This is a genomic window from Brevibacterium salitolerans, from assembly GCF_039531405.1.
GTDB classification, from domain to species: Bacteria; Actinomycetota; Actinomycetes; order Actinomycetales; family Brevibacteriaceae; genus Brevibacterium; species Brevibacterium salitolerans.
The window spans coordinates 72,897-90,288 of sequence record NZ_BAAAPZ010000005.1 but is presented as its reverse complement, the minus strand read 5'-3'; the positions used below and the strand labels follow the sequence as shown (position 1 = coordinate 90,288).

Below are 17,392 nucleotides of genomic sequence, written 5' to 3'. Positions count from 1 at the left end.
TCACTTCTGTTACGAGTATCGCAATGCGTGGCTCACGCGTCGCGCAGGGCCCGCGCCGCCCGCCCCGAGACGCACACGCCCCCGCGACGCTCCCCACGCCACGCTCCACGCCTCCGCTCAGCCGGCGTCGCCCTCACGCAGCAGGTAGCGCTGGATCTTGCCCGAGGCCGTCTTGGGCAGCGCCTCCACGAAGTGCACACGCCGAGGGCGGGCGTGAGCAGAGTACTGCTCCTTCACCAGCCGCGCGAGCTCGTCGCCCAGCTCCGCGGTCCCGCTGACGCCCGGCGCCAGGACCACGAAGGCCTCGGCGATCTCTCCCCGGATCCCCTCCGGGTCCGGGCGTCCCACGACGGCCACGTCCACCACCGCGGGATGGGTGATGAGCACGCTCTCCACGTCGAACGGGCCGATCCGGTATCCGGCCATGAGGATGATGTCGTCATCCCGTGAGGTGAAACGGAAGTAGCCGTCCTCGTCGACGCTGCCCAGATCGCCCGTGAGGTACCACTCGCCGTCCTCGGAGTAGCGTTCGGCGGTCTTCTCCGGCGCGTCCCGGTACCCGGCGAACCAGAGCAGCGGGCTGTCCGTGCGGAAGGCGATCGCGTCGTCCACGATCCCCGCCTCGATCCCCGGCAGGGGCCTGCCCATGGAGCCGGGCCGGTTCTCCGTCTCCGCGTCCGGGTTCCAGTGCGCACAGATCATCATGCCCACCTCGGTCTGCCCGTAGTGGTCGCGCACGCAGGTGCCGAGCACGCGTTCGGCCCAGTCGGAGACGTCGGCGGTGAGGGGTTCGCCCGCGGACGAGGCCGCCCGCAGCCGCGCGGTCGTCTCCAGCCCGGACTTGGACAGCGCGCGGTAGACCGTGGGCGCCGAGGCGAAGCTCGTCACGCCGAACCGCTCCATGAGGCGGAAGGTGGACTCGGGAGAGAACTGCGCCGAGTGGAGGATGTTGGGCCGCCCCAGCGCCAGCGGGCCCACGATGCCGTAGTAGAGGCCGTAGGCCCAGCCGGGATCGGCACCGTTCCAGAAGACGTCGTCGGCCCGGTGATCGAGGCTGATCTCATGGTAGGCGTGGAAGGCGGCGAGCGCCCGCACGGGCACCGGAACGCCCTTGGGCTTTCCCGTGGTGCCCGAGGTGTAGAGCTGGAGGAAAGGTGCGTCCGGACCCACTGCGACGGGTTCCGCGAGGGGCTCTGCGGCCTCGGCCGCGGCGAACTCGTCTCCCGTGACGAGCTGCGGCAGCCACTCCAGCGGATCCACCTTCTCCCGCTGACTCGGCTCCGTGACGACCAGCTTGGCCTTCGCCGCGCTCATGCGCATCTCCACGGCGCCCGTGGCGAACGCGGTGAAGAGGGGCACGTAGACGGCACCGAGGCGGGCGAGCGCGAGCAGCGTGACCGGCAGCTCCGGACGCTTGCTCAGCAGCACGCCCACGCAGTCGCCGAGGCCGATGCCCCGCGCCGCGAGCGAGGTGGCCAGCCGCGACGATCGCTCGCGCAGCTCGCCGTAGGTCATGGGCGAGGCATTGAGCTCGTCGTCGACGAATGTGAAGGCGACGGCTTCCGGGTCGTGGCGATCGCAGAGGAGGTGGGCGACGTTCGCCTGGTCCGCGGCGTAGACCGCGAGGAGATGGTCGACGTAGTCATGCGGGAGGGGCATGGGACCTTCTTCCCTTCGGGGATGCGGTTCCCTCTCACTGTTTCACGATGCCCGCCGTGCGCCGGCGGCGGTCCTCCAGGCGAGACCTGGAGGCGCTGCGGCGAACAGACCCGAGCCGGCGCTCTGGACGTTCCCGTCTGCTGACTCGCCGCCGAAACGGCACGAAAGCGGCGAATCAGCAGACGGGAACGATCCCGTGCCGCTTCATGTCTGTTCCGCCATTCGTACGGACACACGCCACGGCAGCCCGTCAAACGACGAAAACCCCCGGTGTCACCGGGGGTTTTCAATGGCGGTAGCGGTGGGATTTGAACCCACGGTACGGGGTTACCGTACACAACATTTCGAGTGTTGCACCTTCGGCCGCTCGGACACGCTACCGAGAAAAGAGTTTACACACCCCTCCCCGCGCGCCCAACTCGGAGGGACGCAGTGTGACGAGCGTCATCCGCGATGCGCGGCGAAGAAGTCCGTGAGCAGCTGCGCACAGTCCTCGGCGAGCACACCGGCGTAGACCTCGGGCCTGTGGAGAGCCGCGCGGTCCCGCGGCAGATCCCAGACGGACCCGCAGGCACCGGCCTTCTCGTCCCAGGCACCGAACACGATGCCGCCCACCCGCGCCGCGACGGCCGCACCGGCGCACATGGCACACGGTTCCAGCGTGACGACGAGGATCGCGTCCTCCAGCCGCCACCGGCCCACCGTCTGCGCGGCCGCACGCAGAGCCACCACCTCGGCGTGCCCGGTGGGGTCATGGACGGCCTCGCGGATGTTGTGCCCGAGGCCCAGCACAGTGCCGTCCGCACCGACGACCACCGCCCCCACGGGGATGTCGCCGGACTCCTGCGCGCTCCCGGCCACCGCGAGCGCCATGCGCATCCACGCCTCGTGCTCAGGACGCACAGCCAGCCCCGACGACGCCTCCACACCCATACGAACGCTCAGTCCACCGCTTCCTCGTACGTGCCCGCGGTCAGCGAGCAGCTTCCAGGACCTCGGCGAAGCCCGCCTTCTCACCCACGTGCGCCACGACGCGGGCGGGGTCGGAGGAATGCAGGCCGAGCTGCTCCAGCAGCTCGGCGGAGCCCACGCCGTCAGCGGCGAAGAGGTCCGGGTCGCCGCCCCACTCGGGCGCCTGCTCGAACTCGAGCATCTGCGGATCGTCGTCCTCGTCCTCGTCGTCCTCAGCGGCCTCGGAGTCGTCCTCGTCGTCCAGCTCCACCTCTTCGTCCTCGTACTCGTCCGCACGGGAGTCGAGGTAGTCAGCGAACAGCTCCGCGTAGGGGCTCTCACCGGCCGCCTCGATGTCGGAGACGAACACCACCGCATCGCCGTTCTCGATCCGGATGAACGCGAACCACTCGTCCTCGTGCTCGACGACGGCGAGCGCGGAGCCCTCCGCGGAACCGTCGCCGGCACCGTCGACCAGGTCGGTGAGGTCGGACAGGTCGGCCACGTCCTCGAGTTGGAGGTCGAGTGGACGGTAGCCGTCGTCCGTGCGGGCGAGCACTGCAGTGAAGTAAGCCATGCGTCCATTATGTGCCGCGGCACCGCCCGGCGCACTCCCCGGAAGCCCGCGCTCCGGTAGATTCCAGGATCATGGACCTCCACATCGCAGACCACCCGCTCATCGCCCACAAGCTCACGGTCCTCCGCGACCGGAGCACGGACTCCTCCCGCTTCCGCACCCTCGCGGACGAACTCGTCACCCTGCTCGCCTACGAGGCGACCAGGAACATCCGCACTACCTCGACGACCGTCACCACCCCCGTCGCCGAGGCCTCGGGCACCGTGCTCGCCTCGCCCCGGCCGCTGGTGGTCCCGATCCTCCGTGCGGGGCTGGGCATGCTCGAAGGGATGCTCAAGATCCTCCCGACCGCCGAGGTGGGCTTCCTCGGGATGGTCCGCGACGAGGAGACCCTCGAGGTCGACGCCTACGCAGAGCGTCTGCCGGCGGATCTCACCGGCCGGCAGGTGTTCGTGGTCGACCCCATGCTGGCCACCGGCGGCACCCTGGCGATGGCGATCGACTTCCTGCTGGAGCGCGGGGTCTCCGAGGTCACCGCGATCTGCCTGGTGAGCGCACCGGAGGGCGTCGAGGCCATCAGCACCAAGTACGAGGGGATCGCCGAGGTCACGGTCCACACCGCCGCCCTGGACGAGCGCCTCGACGCGAACGGCTATATCGTGCCCGGCCTGGGCGACGCGGGCGACAGGCTCTACGGCATCGTCTGAACCACCGCGTCACACTGCGTAATATTTCGTCATTGTTCTTCACGGAGACTTGGCAAGAGGTCTCCCGGTTAAGAAGAATGACGAACATGACGTACCTCTCCTCACGCAGGGAGAGCTGTTGCACACAGTCCTGTCGCACACAGCTCATGCCATGCGTTCGCGGCAGCCACTGACACTGCTGTACCGCCGCGAACGGATCCCCACAGCACCCCGCCGCCGTTCCGGCATCTGCGCCCGGCCCTGCAGGCCCCGCGCACCACAGGAGGAGAGACCATGACCGCAGCCGCACCTCAGCCCGAGGCGATCCACCCCCGCAGCGCCCGCGCCGCACGCCGAACCGGAGCCCGTTTGACACCCGTCGACCCGCAGTCCGCGCCGCGCACCTACGGCCCCGCCGGCGTCCACGCAGGCCCCCGCGCGGCCCGCGGCATCGTGCTCTACGTGGGCCTCGACGAGGCGAAGGCGGCAGCGGAGGGCACCAACCTCGCGGCGATCGCGCAGGCGCTCAAGGACCAGGTGAGCAGCCTCTCCAGCGCGGCGGAGACGCAGGCCATCATCGCGCTGGCACCGGAGGGGCTCGGCAGCGACATCGATGCCGTACGCGCCGTGGCCGTCGGCTCGCAGGCCGCCACCGGGTCCCCCGCCGGCCTGCACGGCCCCGTCCGCCAGCGCATCCCCAGCAGGGTCGCACCGCCCGTCACCCGGGAGCAGCTGGAGGACGCCCGGCAGAGCGGTGCCGCCGAGGCCGGCCGCACCCCGCTCTCCTCCGCACCGCACCAGCGCCGCCCGGCCTCCGCCGCAGCACCGTCCCCGCACGCAGCCGGCGGACACCTCGGCGGGGCCGCCGGAACGGACACCGGCTTCGCTCCCACCGAGCAGCACGGAGTTCCCGGCCAGCAGTACGGCTACCCCGCCGCGGACGCTCCGCTGAGCATCGACATCCCGCGCCGCGAGGTCCACCTCCGCGGCTCGCAGGTGCCGGTGACCACCAAGGAGTTCGATCTCCTCGCCACCCTCGTCTCGCACTCCGGAGTGACGCTCACCCGCGAGGACCTCATCGACGCACTCTGGGGCACGGACGGCGAGCGTCCGGACGCCCGCACGGTCGACGTGCACATCCGCCGTCTGCGCAGGCGGCTGGGCGATCACTCCTCGATCATCCGCACGATGCGGGGCGCGGGGTACCGCTACGACGAGCACCCGGACGTCGCCGTGTGGCAGGCGCGCGCCAGCCGCTGAGGGAGCCCGCTCCCAGCGAGCCCGCACCTGCGGCTCCGGGCTCACAGGACCGCGTCCGCCGCCGCCCAGCATCGCCCCAGATGCGCGGCATAGACTCATCGGCGATGTCAGCCACACGCCGCTCCCCCACACGGGGAATCCTCGTCCTCACCTTCGGCATAGTCCTCGCCGCACTCCTCGCGATGCACTCGCTCCTCCCCACCACCTCGGGGATCGCCCTCATCGTGGAGACGATGCTGCCGTGGACCTGGATCCTCGTCGCGCTGCTCCTGCTCGTCGCACTCTTCCGCCTCTCCCTGCTGTCCATCGCGGGAGTAGTGGTCCCCGCCGTGGTGTGGGCCTCGATGTTCTGGCCCTACCTCCGGCCGGCCTCCGCCCCGGAGGACCCGGACCTCACCCTCGCGACGCAGAACGTGGGCGCCAAGCTCCCGCAGCCGTCCGCCACCGCGCTGAGCATCATCGACGAGGACCCCGACATCGTCGCGGTCCAGGAGATCGCCTCGCTCTCCGGGCAGATCATCGAGGACCAGATGGAGGGGCACTTCACCCACGGCGCGGTCGTGGACTCCCTCGGCGTCTGGTCCAAGTGGCCCATGTCCCAGCCGGAGGAGGTGGACATCGGCGTCTCCTGGCCCCGGGCGATCCGGACCACCGTCCACACAGACTCCGGCGATGTGCGCGTCTACGTCGTCCATATCCCGTCCGTGCGGCCGGGCATGGAGTCCGCGCGCAACATCGCGCTCGGCAAGCTCGCCGACGCCGTGAGCAGCGACCCCGCCGAACGCGTGATCGTCGCCGGCGATCTCAACACCGCCGCCTCGGACAGGAACTTCAGCACCATCGGCGAGGACCTCGAGGACTCCCGCGAGGCCGTGGGCGGCGGGTTCGGCTTCACCTGGCCGGGGGTCTTCCCCGTCACCCGCCTGGACCACGTCCTCAGCAGAGGCCTCGACCCCGTGGGCGACGAGGTGCTGGGCCGCGGTACGAGCGACCACCGCGCGATCCTCGCCTCCTACGACTTCTGACGCCGCTTCATCGTCCGGACGCCCGCTTCTCACAACGTCGGCACCCGCTTGGTCGCGCGGACGCCCGCTTCTCTCCGCGAAGAAGCGGGCGTCCACGCGAAGAAGCGGGTGTGCGCATGGGATGCAGCGGCACGGCGCGCCTACGCACGGCGCGCGCCGGCCATATACAGGGCCGCAGCCCGCAACTCACGCCACCCCGCAGCGCATGCCTCAGCCGGAGGCGCAGGACCCGGCCGAGACGGCCTCGGCCTCCGCTTCTCCCGCGCCGTCCGCTCCCGCTGCGCTCCTGCCCTCGGCCAGCGCGGACTCCATCTCCACGAGGGTGAGGGCGTATCCGGTCTCGTCGTCGGCCGCGGACTTGGCGAAGACCATGCCCACGACCCGCCCGTCCGCGTCCAGCAGCGGGCCGCCGGAGTTGCCGTGACGCACCACCGCGCGGAGCGCGTAGACCTCGCGGACCACGTCCTCCTCGTCGTAGATGTCGAGGCCGCGGGCCCGCAGCGGCTCCCTCACCCGCGCCGGAGAGATGGTGAAGGGACCGTTCTCCGGGAAACCCACGAGCACGGCATCGGAGTCCGCCTGCAGCGGCTCTCCGAGGTCCAGGGGCTCCGCGCCCAGGCCGGGCACCCGCAGGACGGCGATGTCACGCCGCTCGTCGAAGACCACCACCTCCGCGCGGTAGGGCGCACCGCGGCCGGCGATCTGGACGATCCGGTCCGTGGAGCCGGCGACCACGTGGGCATTCGTCACCACGAGCTCCTCGCCGAGCGCCCACCCGCTGCCCGACTGCGGCGCCGGGCACTGCGTCGCCGTGGTCGTCACGCGCACCGTCTGCTCCTCGGCCTCCCGGCCCACCTCGATCATCGCCGGGTCCGGCTCCCCGGCCGTGCGGATCTGCTCCGGCTGACCGGAGAACACCTGTGGGAAGCCGTTGGCGGCGAGGACGTCGGAGAGGGCGCCCAGGGCCTCGGCGGACGTCACCGGCATGGTCCGGTCCAGCGCGCTGACGACGGCGGACTCCGCGACCGCGCGATTCACGGACAGCAGCGGCGTGGTGCGAGCCAGCCCGGCGCCCATCCACACGACGAGGGCGAAGGCGAGGACGAAGGTGAGGGCGCCTCCCACGGCGTCGGCACCGCGCCCCACCCTGCCGCGGATGGACTCGCGCAGAAGCGTCCCCACCCATCCGCCGATCCCGGCCGCGAGGAAGCCCAGCACCACGGGCAGCCCCAGGACCAGGCTGCCCGAGGTGTCCGCCGACATCAGGCCGTGCTCCGTGACGAGGTCCGCCAGCGCCGGCCCGGTGAGCCTGCCGACGACGGCACCCACCACGAAGCCCACCAGCGTGCTCGCGCCCGCCAGCAGCCCCGCGGCCCAGCCCGCGGCGGCGATGAGCGCGGCGAAAACCAGCAGCGCGATGTCGAAGACCGTCACCGGACGGCGAGCCCCATCGCGGCGAGCATGCCGTTGCGGTGGATCGTGAGCTGTTTGAGGAGGTACACCTCGTACTCCCTCTCCGCGTCACCGCCCACGTTGGCCTCCACACGGGCGCGCACGGCCGGCAGCGTCGCCGCGATGCGGATCATCTGCTTCATGTGCATCCGCGCCGGTCCCGGACGCGCCCAGCGCCTGCCGTCACGGCGACCGCGCCAGGTGCCGAGCATCTGCGCCTCCTCCTGCGTGAGCCAGCCCGCGCCCGCGTAGCGCTGCAGGGACTCGCGGGTGGTCGTGGTCTCCCGGTGCCAGAGCACCACCATGGTGGTCCACCAGCCGCCCGCGATGACGACGGAGAGGCCGAGCATCACCGCGAGGCCGCCGAGGCCCGAACCCAGCACCGTCGAGGTGCCGTTCCAGATGCCGTGCAGGATCATGCCGCAGATGAGGCCCGGGATCCACATGAGCGCGGTCATCCACCAGGTGCCCCGGCGGGCGGCGAAGCCGATCGAGAGGCCCGCGAGCGCGGAGAAGCTGGAGTGCAGCAGCGGGCTCATCACGCAGCGGACCACGAAGGTCGCGATGAGGCCGCCCGTCTGAGCCTCCGCGTACGCGCCGCCCAGGTAGAGGAGGTTCTCCGTGAAGGCGAAGCCCGCACCCACGAGCGAGCCGTACATCATGCCGTCCAGCGGGCCCTCGAAGTGCCGGCGGGCCAGCAGGACGATGGCGACGAGGAAGACCGTCTTGGCGGTCTCCTCGAAGATCGGTGCCATCACGACCGCGCCCACGACGTCGCCGCTGAGGTCGATGCCCACCGCGCCGGCGGCGTAGATGGTGGGGATCTGGAAGGCGAAGGTGAGCACCACGGAGGCCACGCCGCCCCACAGCACGCACAGTGCCAGCAGGACGAGCGGCTGCGGTTTCCACCTGTCGAACAGGAGCACGGTCGCGACGATCCCCAGCAGGGGGATGCCGGAGAGGAGGACGATGAGCACGCCCACGCCGTTGAACTGGAACGACGCGAACAGCAGGATGAGCAGCATGCCCAGTCCCAGCACCACCAGCCCGCCGATCCCCACGATCAGCAGGACGAGGTTCTGCGTCTGCTTGGGGTCGCGGCTGGTCTGCCGCACTGCGAAGTGCTGCGTCCACGCGCCCTGCGCCGCCGTGACGGGTGCCTGCACGGGCCGGGGGTGCATGCCGCCGGGCGGCATACCGCCAGGGTGCATACCTGCGGCCTGGACACCTCCGGCCGGCGCCCCGTGGCCGAGGCCGGGGTGAGCGCCGGCAGGTGCTCCGTATCCGGGCTGTGCAGCTGCGTACGGACCCGGGGCCCGGTGATCCACAGGCGCTCCGGGGCCCACGGGCGCTCCCGGGCCGGGCCGGGCGTAGGGCGGCTGGCCGTATCCGGGCCCGCCCGAGGGCGCAACGCCGGGAGCGGGACGGCCGGGGCCCTGGGGGTGCGGCCTCGGCGTGCGCGGGTCGTGCTGCCCGTGACTCATCTGGGGTCCTCTGGGTGTGTGCGGGGCTGCCGGAGGCAGCTGCGGTCTCTGCCGGCCGGCGGTGGACGGGCGCTCCGCGCCGGATCCGCCCACCGGCTGGTCATCCGCGCACCAGTCTACGGAAGCCGCCTCTCCGCTCGCCCTGAACTCCGTGACAGTCCTGCATCATTCCCTGCCCCAGCGGAGCTCCGCGGCATCACCGGCCGCCGCGTACGGTGCCGCCTTCCCGCCCGAGGACGGCGACGCCCCCGTGAGCACGACGCTCACGGGGGCGGAGGACCGGTGCAGCGCACCGCACGCGGTGAAGCCGCACGACATACGCGGTGAGACCGCGGATCAGCCGATCTGGAGGGTGCCTGCCGTGTACTCGGAGATCTCCTTGAGCAGGGCCGGATCCTCATGGAGCTTGCGGCCCAGCGAGGGGACCATGTCCTTGAGCCGGGACTCCCAGCCGGTGTACTGCTGCGGGAAGCAGCGCTGCAGGAGGCCCAGCATGATCGGCACGGCGGTGGAGGCGCCCGGGGAAGCGCCCAGCAGCGCTGCGATGGAGCCGTCGGCGGCGGAGACGACCTCGGTGCCGAAGGCGAGCACGCCGCCCTTGTTCCCGTCCTTCTTCATCGTCTGCACGCGCTGGCCGGCGGTGATGAGCTCCCACTTGGAGGGGTCGACCTCGGGAGTGAAGTCCTCGAGCGCGGCGAAGCGCTGCTTCTTCGTCGCCGCGAGCTCGCCCAGCAGGTAGGTGACGAGGTCGAAGTTGTCCTTGGCGACGTTGAGCATGGTGGGCAGGTTGCTGCCGCGCACGCTGAACGGCAGGTCCGTGAACCTGCCCTGCTTGAGGAACTTGGGCGAGAAGCCCGCATAGGGACCGAACAGGAGGTGCTGGTTGCCGTCGATCACGCGCGTGTCCAGGTGGGGCACGGACATGGGCGGCGCGCCCACGGCGGCCTGGCCGTAGACCTTGGCGTGGTGGCGTGCCACGAGGTCCGGGTCGCTCGTCTTGAGGAACATGCCGGAGATGGGGAAGCCGCCGTAGCCGCGTCCCTCCGCGATCCCGGACTTCTGCAGGAGCTGCAGGGCACCGCCGCCGGCGCCGATGAACACGAAGCGGGCGTTGACCTCGAAGGTCTCGTGCGACTGGAGGTCCTTGACGGTGACCTTCCAGCCGTCCGCGGAGCGCTCGAGGTCCGTGACGGTGTGGCCGGTGCGGACCTGCACGCCCTTGCTGTCCATGTGCGTGAGGAGCTGGCGGCTGAGCGAACCGAAGTCCACGTCCGTGCCCTTCTCCACCTTGGACACGGCGTTGACCTGGCCCGGTCCGCGGTTCTCGAACATGAGCGGCAGCCATTCGGCCTGCGTCGCCTGGTCGTCCGTGTACTCCATGTCCGCGAAGAGCGGGTTCTTCACCATGGTCTCGTAGCGATTGCGGATGTACCGCTTCCCCTTCTCGCCGCGACCGTAGGAGATGTGGGGAACCTGGTTGATGAAGGTCGTGGGGTCGTCGAGGACGCCCTCCTTCACGAGGAACGACCAGTACTGGCGCGACTGGTGGAACTGCTCGTTGATGTTCACAGCCTTAGTGATGTCGATGTCGCCGTTCGCGTCTTCCGGCGAGTAGTTGAGCTCACAGAGCGCTGCGTGGCCGGTGCCTGCGTTGTTCCACGCCTGCGAGCTCTCGCGGGCGACGTAGTCGAGCTTCTCGTAGACACGGATGTCCCAGTCCGGCTGCAGATCGACGAGCAGCGAGCCCAGGGTCGCGCTCATGATGCCGCCGCCGATCAGCACTACGTCGGCGTTCTCCTTGGTGTACGTCATCGAAACCTCGTCTGTTCGTCGCGTTCGCGATCTGTGGATATCGCACCTGGCGCGCAGCCTCACCGGCGCTGCGCACAACGCTTCGACTCTACTCCTGCCCCTCCCCTGAGGTGAAAACGCAGGTGCCGCGCACAATGCCGGAGATGCGCACCCGCGGTCACAACCGGCACTCCCGGAACACTCACTCTGCGCACCTGATCCTGTGGACGCCGAGGCCGCCATCCACAGGAAGCGCAGAGGGGTTCCTGCGGCGACCGTCCCGCACTGGAATGGCCGCATGACCGCACAGAGCAGCGCCGCCGAGCGCACACAGAGATCCGCCCACCGCCGCCTCCCGCGGGAGACCGGGGCCGGCACCCGCACCGCCGTGAGCGCACTGGCGGCCCTGGCGCTGCTGGGTGCCGCTCCCCTGGGAACAGCACAGGCGGCTGCCGCTCAGGCCGCTGCCGCGGGCCCGGCCGTCGAAGCGTCGTCTGCGAAGTCGTCCGGGGCGACGGGGACCGAGGCCGGCGCGAGCGCCGCTGCAGGGTCCGAGCGCGGGGGTCCGGTCTCGGCGGGTGCCGACGGCCCGATCCTGTCGTCTGCGCTCACGGCCTCGGAGGAGTCCGCACCTCGGCTGACAGGTGCGGCGTCCGTCCTGGGCCCGGGCATGTGGCACGAGACGAAGGAGGGGAAGACCTGGTACGGCGCGTACCGGACCTTCCCCGGCGGCTTCGCCTACTGCGTCGACGCCGGCCTCCGCACTCCGCGGCCCGAGCACTTCCCCACAGCGGCACCGGCGGCGGTGCTCACCTCTCCGGAGACGGCCTGGGCGGTCTCGGAGCATCACACCTCCGACTCCCCGGACGTCCAGGCGGCGCTCTCCGCACTGGTGAAGTTCGACGCCGAGATCCCGCACCGCCATGCGATCTCCCCGCGTCATCCGCGTGAGCTGGGCAGCGACTTCCGCGGTGCCGCCGACTCCTACCGCAGCATCGAGAAGGAGGCCGCGGCGGCCGCGGGCCCGTACACCCTGACGGTGGAGATCGGGCTGCCGGAGGGCGGGGAGTCCACCGGCACGGCAACGGTCTCCCTGCTCAGCGCGGCAGGGGAGCATCTCAGCGGTCACAGGGTGGACCTCGACACGGAGGGCGCCGCCCCCGCTGACACGCATCTCACCACGGGGGACGCGCCCACGGTCGTGGAACTCACGGACCTGGAGGCCGGGACGGTCACCGTGTCCGCGGAGGCCCGTGAGCTCCCGGCGACCACGCTCCGTCTCCACCGCCCCGAGGGGAAGGGCACCGAACGCGTGCAGTCCGTGGTGACCGCGGGCGCGCCCACCCGCGCAGCAGGCACCGCCGAGGCCGTCTTCGCACCGTCCACGCCTGCCCCCGTGCCGACGTTCACCGCAGAGGTGCCCACCGTCTCACCGGAACCCACACCGGAGGAGACACCCACACCGAAGGAACCGGAGGAGACGCCCGTGCCGGAGCGGACGCCGCCGCCCTCACCCGAGCCGAGCACCCCGGATGTGCCGCAGCCGGAGGAGTCGGAGAGCGCGCCGCCCACACCTTCGGAGCCGCCCGTGCCCTCGGAACCGCCCGCACCCCGGCCTGACGAGCCCGGCCCCAGCGAACCCCCGGCGGAGACGGAGCCGCCGGAGGAAGCGCCCGAGGAGCAGGAGACCGCGCCTCCGGAGACCACGCCGCCCGGTTCGGGCCCGCCCGCGGAGGAGCCGGAGGATGCCCCGGCTCCCGAGGCACCTCGCGGCGGTTCTGAGAACGGCGCTGAAGACGGTCGGACGGACACAGGCGCCTCACAGGAGGTGCCCGCGTCGCTCCCTCGGACCGGGGCGAGCACATACCTCGCACTGGGCCTCGGGCTCTGCCTCATCGGGGCCGGCGGTGTCACGATCGCACTCACCCGGCGACGCTGAGACCAGAGCTGGATGAGGCCGAGGGGCCGGGCGGACCCGAGCCCGGAGCGTTGCCGGAACTCGGAGCGCTGCCGGGTCGGGAACGAGCCCGCGGCCCGGAAGCAGGTCAGCGGTCCAGGAGCTCCGCCGAGCAGAGAACTGATCGGCAGCCGGGGAACGTCACCGGCCCGGCAACGGAAGGGCAGCCGAGGAACGTCGTCGGCCCGCCAACGGAACGGAAGCCCGCAGGCACGCTCTCAGTCCGGAGCCTGCCGGTCTCAGGCTCCGGTGGCCGTCCCCGCCTTCGCGGTCGCGAAATCGATGTACCAGTCGAGGACGGCGGCATCTGCGGCGGTGGCGCGGTTGGCCTTCGCCGGATCCGCCCCCTGAAGCAGGCGCTTGACGGGAATCTCCAGCAGCTTGCCCGTCCGTGTCAGCGGAACGCCCGGTGCCTCGATGATCTCGTCCGGGACGTACCTGGGCGACACGTCCCTCCGGATCGCCGCGACGATCCGCTCGCGCAGATCGTCGTCGAGGCTCTGCCCCGGCGCAGGGACCACGAAGAGCGGCAGGTAGTAGTCGCCGCCGGCCAGCTCCGCGCCGACCACCATCGAGGCGGCCACGCCCTCCACCCTGTCGACCGCATTGGTGATGTCGGCGGAACCCATGCGGATCCCGCCGCGATTGATCGTGGAATCGGAGCGGCCGTGGATCACATAGCTGCCGTCGGAGAAGCGGGTGACCCAGTCCCCGTGACGCCACACTCCGGGGAACACGTCGAAGTACGCCTCCCGGTAGCGGGAACCGTCCTTGTCTCCCCAGAAGAACACCGGCATGGACGGCATGGGCGCGGTCACCACGAACTCGCCGAGCTCGTCGGTGAGCGGTGTGCCGTCCGGCCCCCACGAATCCGCGGCGACACCGAGGTACGGCCCCTGCAGATGGCCGCGGACCACGGCAGCGGTGGGATTGGAGCCGATGAAGCCGCTCGCGATGTCCGTGCCGCCGGAGTCGGAGCCGAGCTTCACCGTGGGGCTGAGGTGCTCGTAGACCCAGTCCCAAGTGGGATCCGGCAGCGGCGACCCGGTGGAGAGGATGGTGCGCAGGGAGGAGAGGTCGTAGTCGTCCTTGGGCGAGTAGCCCAGTCGATGAGCCGTGGAGAGCACTGCGGCTCCCGTGCCGAAGGAGGTGGCGCGTTCGGACGCCAGCAGTTCGAACTGACGGTGCGGACCGCCGGCGAAGGGCGCGCCGTCGTAGGTGACGATGGTGACGCCGCGGGACATCGCGTTGACGAGCAGATTCCACACCACCCACGTCGTGGCGACGGCCGAGTACTGCACGTCCCCGGGCCTTGCGTCGTACTGCAGGAGGTTGGCCCGGTTGGCCTCGACCGTCACGCCCCCGTGCCCGTGGACGATCCCCTTGGGTCGTCCGGTGGTGCCGGAGGAGTAGAGGACCCACAGCGGGTGGGAGAACTCCACCCGCTCGAACTCCGGTTCCTGCTGCCGGGCCACCACCTGGGAGAAGCGGAGGGACTCCACCTCGCGTCCGTCTGCGGAACGGACACGCGCAGGGTCGTCGCCGGCGACCGGTGCCGCGCCCACCCCGCTGCCTTCCTCCGCGCCGCCACCCGCATCCGACCGCCCCGCATCCGCGGGCTCCGCGCCGGGTTGCTCCCCTCCCGTCCGCGCCGGACGAGTCTGATCCACGAGGATGTGCCTGGTGACGGTCGGGAGCACCTCGAGCAGTTCCGGCAGAGCCGCCCGCAGGTCCTGTTCCTCGCCCTTGAAGAGCACGGAATCGGCGGTGAGGAGAACACTCGGCTCGATCTGCGCGAAGCGCTCGGCCACACCGCGTGGGCCGAAGTCCGTATTCACCACCGACCAGATCGCGCCCACGGTTGCGGTGGCGAGCAGGGCCACGACCGTCTGCGGGAGATTGGGGAGCACCGCGCAGACGCGGTCGCCGGGCCGGATCCCCCAGGCCCGCAGCTGAGCGGCGAGAGCTCCCACCTGGCCGCGCAACTCGTTCCAGGTGAGAACCTCCCGGCGGTCGTCCTCGTGCCTGCCCACGACTGCGGGCGCGTCACCGAACTCCGCTGACCAGCGCAGCAGGTTCTCCGCGTAGTTGATCCGCGCTCCGGGGAACCAGCGCACCTCCGGCATGGTGTCTCCCTCGCGCACCGGCGCGCCGTTCCGTTCCCAGACCACACCGGCCTCGGCGATGACCTCCTCCCAGAACAGATCGAGCTCGTCGATCGTCCACTGCCAGAACTCCTGGTAGGAACCCTGCGGAGCCCCGTGCTCACGTCCCATGCGCCGCTGGAACGCGCACAGCTGCGAAGCCTTCACGTCTGCCGGGTCGGGGGTGAAGAGGACGGAGGAGTCGGTCATCGGTGGGCTTCCTTGCTCGGGACGACGGATCAGCGGCTCTGCTGCCGCCCTCATCCTATGCATCGCCTCCGCCGAGGGCACCGTGCCCACGTCCGAGGAGCCGTAGACGTTCCTGTATCCCCGGCACAGGCCGCGCCCCACAGCTCAGCTCAGCTCAGGCCACACCGCATACCGGTCCAGCCGCCCACATATATGTGGGCGGCTGGACCGACACCCGGGCCCTGCCGACATCCCGGGGGTTCCACCGCACCGGTGCGGTGGAGCCCCCGCCACGAGCCTGCGGTCCGGGCCCTGCCGGTACGCAGCCCAGTCCCGCGCCGGTTCACAGCCCGGTGAGGCGCCCCCACAGCTCCACGTCGAACGCCGTGTTCCGCGCGCGTCCGTGCATGTGCCTCACCGCGGCGTCGATCTTCCGATGCCATGCGCGCACTGCGGCCGGTGCGTCCCCGGAGGCCAGGGCGGTGAGGATCGCACGGTCGTCGCGGAGGATGCTCGTCGCCGTACGCGCATAGTCGAGGCGCAGCACGGCGATGAGCATGCGCACCCGCACCGTCGAGGACTCGAACAGGCGCACCGTCTGCTCCAGGCCCGAGGCTCGTGCCCACTCCTGCTGGAACCGCAGGTCCGCATCATCCACATGGGCCCCGGACGCCGCTCCCTGGGCCACCGCGTCCAAGGCCCGCCGCACCGGCAGCAGGTACCGGCGCGGCCGGTGCGCGGCGGCGCGGAGCAGGACATCGCCCAGCAGCATGCGGGCGGCGTAGAGCTCGATGACGTCGTCGGCGGAGGCCGCGGGGATGCGCACGTCCCCGGCGGAGCCGTCGAGGATCTCGTCGTCGACCATCCGCCGGAGCACCTCGGCCGCCTGTGCTCGGGGCACCTCCAGCATGGCCGCCGTCCGCGCCGCGCTCAGCCTGTCTCCCGGCCGCAGACCGGTGTCGATGATCGCATCGCGCAGGCGCACGGCGAGCTGCTCCGTCGCCGAGGTGCCGGCCCGGGGCAGCCACGTCCGCTGGCGGGCGACGCGAGCGGGTCCCCTGCCGCCCCTGCCGCGCGTCACGTCTCCGCCGATTCCGGCGTGGCTGTCGTGCCTGTCGTGGCTGTCGCGCCTGTCGTGATCGTCGCGCGCCGTGTCTCCACCGCGCCCATCGCCTCCCCCGGGACGGGCATCTGGAGCACGCTCCGCTCCAGCCACGGAGGCACCGGCTCCTGCCGCGGAAGCGCGGTGCCCTGCGGTGCAGCCTGGGCGTCCCGCGGCGGCGCGGTCTCCTGTGCCGGGGCTCCGCCCGCCCGCCGGCTCCGCGGTCCGGGCACGTCCCTGCACCCCGTCACCCACGTCGAAATTCTGTGAGTCAGAAAGGGGGTCCACGTTCCTCGCACTCCAGAGGAACTCGGTCTCTCCCGCGGCCACGTGTGCGCTCAGCGCCTCCAGCAGCTCCACCGGGACCTCTGCACAGTCCGCGAGCTGCCCGGGCAGCTCCTCCGGCACCCGCACACCGGCGGTGAGCAGCGCCCCCAGCACGGCCGCCCTGCGCCTCTGGTGCCGTGCCGGCGAACGCACAGACGAGCGCTCCGGCAGAGGCACCGGGCCGTGCTCGGACGGCGGCATGCGGCCTTCCCCCGGCGCACCCTCGGGCACCGAGGAACGGGCGTGCCCCAACGTGGACACCGGCTGGAAGTCGACCTGGCAGACGAGACCCACCGGCCCCTCCTGCACAGCACGGGGTTCCAGTCCGATCACGAAGCGCGCGATCCGCATGGTCCGCGCTCCTCCCGTGCCGCCGCTCGCGGCAGCACCTCCCACCGCACCGCCTCCCACAGCTTCCCCCGCCAACCGGCGCACGGCACGCGCGACCGCCGTCTGCGAGAGCCCGGTGCGTTCGGCCAGTGCCCGCGACGACCAGGCGGAGGAGTCGATGCGCGCGCCGGCCTCGGCGAGCACGCTCGCCACCACGCGGTCGGCGGCCTCCTGGATGCGGGGCCGGCCGCGCGGTCTGCCGGTGGGTGGAGTGGCCATACCCGAATTATGACTCAGATCCCGCGCAGAAGCGTCCGCACCCCTTCGCCCCGGACCCTCCCCAGGTCCACACTGAAGTGAAGAGAACGCAGCGCAGCCGCAAGGACACAGCGCAGGCACCAGGACGGAGCGCAGGCAGAGACGCCCCCGCGACAGCGCGGCACAGCCGGGATCGCTGC

12 protein-coding genes and 1 tRNA gene are annotated in these 17,392 nt (G+C 71.4%); 4 read left to right on the top strand and 9 right to left on the bottom strand.

Going from position 1 to position 17,392, the window contains the following annotated elements:
- Positions 1 to 117: 117 nt before the first annotated feature.
- The 4 genes from ABD240_RS07940 to ABD240_RS07925 form a co-directional block, all read right to left on the bottom strand.
- On the bottom strand, positions 118 to 1,659 hold the full coding sequence (locus tag ABD240_RS07940) for an AMP-binding protein (protein ID WP_344336790.1): 1,542 nt from the start codon (positions 1,657 to 1,659) through the stop codon (positions 118 to 120).
- Between the two features lie 290 nt (positions 1,660 to 1,949).
- Positions 1,950 to 2,040: transfer RNA gene (locus ABD240_RS07935), tRNA-Ser, on the bottom strand.
- Between the two features lie 63 nt (positions 2,041 to 2,103).
- Complete coding sequence (gene tadA, locus ABD240_RS07930; protein WP_344336789.1) at positions 2,104 to 2,592, bottom strand: tRNA adenosine(34) deaminase TadA; 489 nt, start codon at positions 2,590 to 2,592, stop codon at positions 2,104 to 2,106.
- A 40-nt stretch (positions 2,593 to 2,632) separates the two neighbouring features.
- Positions 2,633 to 3,187, bottom strand: a complete 555-nt coding sequence (locus tag ABD240_RS07925; protein WP_291797155.1) for a tRNA adenosine deaminase-associated protein — start codon at positions 3,185 to 3,187, stop codon at positions 2,633 to 2,635.
- 71 nt (positions 3,188 to 3,258) lie between these two features.
- Here ABD240_RS07925 and upp point away from each other — a divergent pair, with 71 nt between their 5' ends.
- The 3 genes from upp (at position 3,259) to ABD240_RS07910 (ending at position 6,158) form a co-directional block, all read left to right on the top strand.
- Positions 3,259 to 3,894: a uracil phosphoribosyltransferase gene (gene upp / locus ABD240_RS07920; protein ID WP_344336787.1), complete on the top strand. Its 636-nt coding sequence runs from the start codon at positions 3,259 to 3,261 to the stop codon at positions 3,892 to 3,894.
- 273 nt (positions 3,895 to 4,167) lie between these two features.
- Positions 4,168 to 5,133 (top strand): winged helix-turn-helix domain-containing protein, encoded by a 966-nt coding sequence (locus ABD240_RS07915; RefSeq protein WP_291797148.1) that lies wholly within the window; start codon positions 4,168 to 4,170, stop codon positions 5,131 to 5,133.
- Positions 5,134 to 5,237: 104 nt separating this feature from the next.
- Complete coding sequence (locus ABD240_RS07910) at positions 5,238 to 6,158, top strand: endonuclease/exonuclease/phosphatase family protein (protein WP_291797145.1); 921 nt, start codon at positions 5,238 to 5,240, stop codon at positions 6,156 to 6,158.
- A 210-nt stretch (positions 6,159 to 6,368) separates the two neighbouring features.
- Here ABD240_RS07910 and ABD240_RS07905 read toward each other — a convergent pair whose 3' ends face one another.
- The 3 genes from ABD240_RS07905 to ABD240_RS07895 form a co-directional block, all read right to left on the bottom strand.
- Positions 6,369 to 7,592, bottom strand: a complete 1,224-nt coding sequence (locus ABD240_RS07905; RefSeq protein ID WP_291797142.1) for a MarP family serine protease — start codon at positions 7,590 to 7,592, stop codon at positions 6,369 to 6,371.
- A complete protein-coding gene (locus ABD240_RS07900) occupies positions 7,589 to 8,806 on the bottom strand; it encodes a PrsW family intramembrane metalloprotease (protein ID WP_344336784.1) in 1,218 nt (405 codons plus the stop codon). Before ABD240_RS07900 ends, ABD240_RS07905 begins: the two co-directional genes overlap by 4 nt.
- Positions 8,807 to 9,430: 624 nt before the next feature.
- Positions 9,431 to 10,906: a malate:quinone oxidoreductase gene (locus tag ABD240_RS07895; protein ID WP_291797136.1), complete on the bottom strand. Its 1,476-nt coding sequence runs from the start codon at positions 10,904 to 10,906 to the stop codon at positions 9,431 to 9,433.
- 277 nt (positions 10,907 to 11,183) lie between these two features.
- Between ABD240_RS07895 and ABD240_RS07890 the strand changes: the two genes are divergently transcribed.
- Positions 11,184 to 12,824 (top strand): hypothetical protein, encoded by a 1,641-nt coding sequence (locus ABD240_RS07890; RefSeq protein ID WP_344336781.1) that lies wholly within the window; start codon positions 11,184 to 11,186, stop codon positions 12,822 to 12,824.
- A gap of 257 nt (positions 12,825 to 13,081) precedes the next feature.
- Here the strand turns inward: ABD240_RS07890 and ABD240_RS07885 are convergent, their stop codons facing one another.
- Both ABD240_RS07885 and ABD240_RS07880 read right to left on the bottom strand, forming a co-directional pair.
- Positions 13,082 to 15,196, bottom strand: a complete 2,115-nt coding sequence (locus ABD240_RS07885) for an AMP-binding protein (RefSeq protein ID WP_291798510.1) — start codon at positions 15,194 to 15,196, stop codon at positions 13,082 to 13,084.
- 322 nt (positions 15,197 to 15,518) lie between these two features.
- The gene (locus ABD240_RS07880; protein ID WP_344336779.1) at positions 15,519 to 17,213 is read right to left on the bottom strand and encodes an FCD domain-containing protein; all 1,695 of its coding nucleotides are present in this window, start codon (positions 17,211 to 17,213) and stop codon (positions 15,519 to 15,521) included.
- Positions 17,214 to 17,392 lie beyond the last annotated feature (179 nt).

Excerpts from the sequence above, each read along its gene's own strand:
- ABD240_RS07940 (WP_344336790.1), bottom strand. The coding sequence starts at position 1,659 with ATGCCCCTCCCGCATGACTACGTCGACCATCTCCTCGCGGTCTACGCC.
- tadA (WP_344336789.1), bottom strand. The coding sequence starts at position 2,592 with ATGGGTGTGGAGGCGTCGTCGGGGCTGGCTGTGCGTCCTGAGCACGAG.
- ABD240_RS07925 (WP_291797155.1), bottom strand. The coding sequence starts at position 3,187 with ATGGCTTACTTCACTGCAGTGCTCGCCCGCACGGACGACGGCTACCGT.
- upp (WP_344336787.1), top strand. The coding sequence starts at position 3,259 with ATGGACCTCCACATCGCAGACCACCCGCTCATCGCCCACAAGCTCACG.
- ABD240_RS07915 (WP_291797148.1), top strand. The coding sequence starts at position 4,168 with ATGACCGCAGCCGCACCTCAGCCCGAGGCGATCCACCCCCGCAGCGCC.
- ABD240_RS07910 (WP_291797145.1), top strand. The coding sequence starts at position 5,238 with ATGTCAGCCACACGCCGCTCCCCCACACGGGGAATCCTCGTCCTCACC.
- ABD240_RS07900 (WP_344336784.1), bottom strand. The coding sequence starts at position 8,806 with ATGCCGCCCGGCGGCATGCACCCCCGGCCCGTGCAGGCACCCGTCACG.
- ABD240_RS07895 (WP_291797136.1), bottom strand. The coding sequence starts at position 10,906 with ATGACGTACACCAAGGAGAACGCCGACGTAGTGCTGATCGGCGGCGGC.
- ABD240_RS07890 (WP_344336781.1), top strand. The coding sequence starts at position 11,184 with ATGACCGCACAGAGCAGCGCCGCCGAGCGCACACAGAGATCCGCCCAC.
- ABD240_RS07885 (WP_291798510.1), bottom strand. The coding sequence starts at position 15,196 with ATGACCGACTCCTCCGTCCTCTTCACCCCCGACCCGGCAGACGTGAAG.
- ABD240_RS07880 (WP_344336779.1), bottom strand. The coding sequence starts at position 17,213 with ATGGCCACTCCACCCACCGGCAGACCGCGCGGCCGGCCCCGCATCCAG.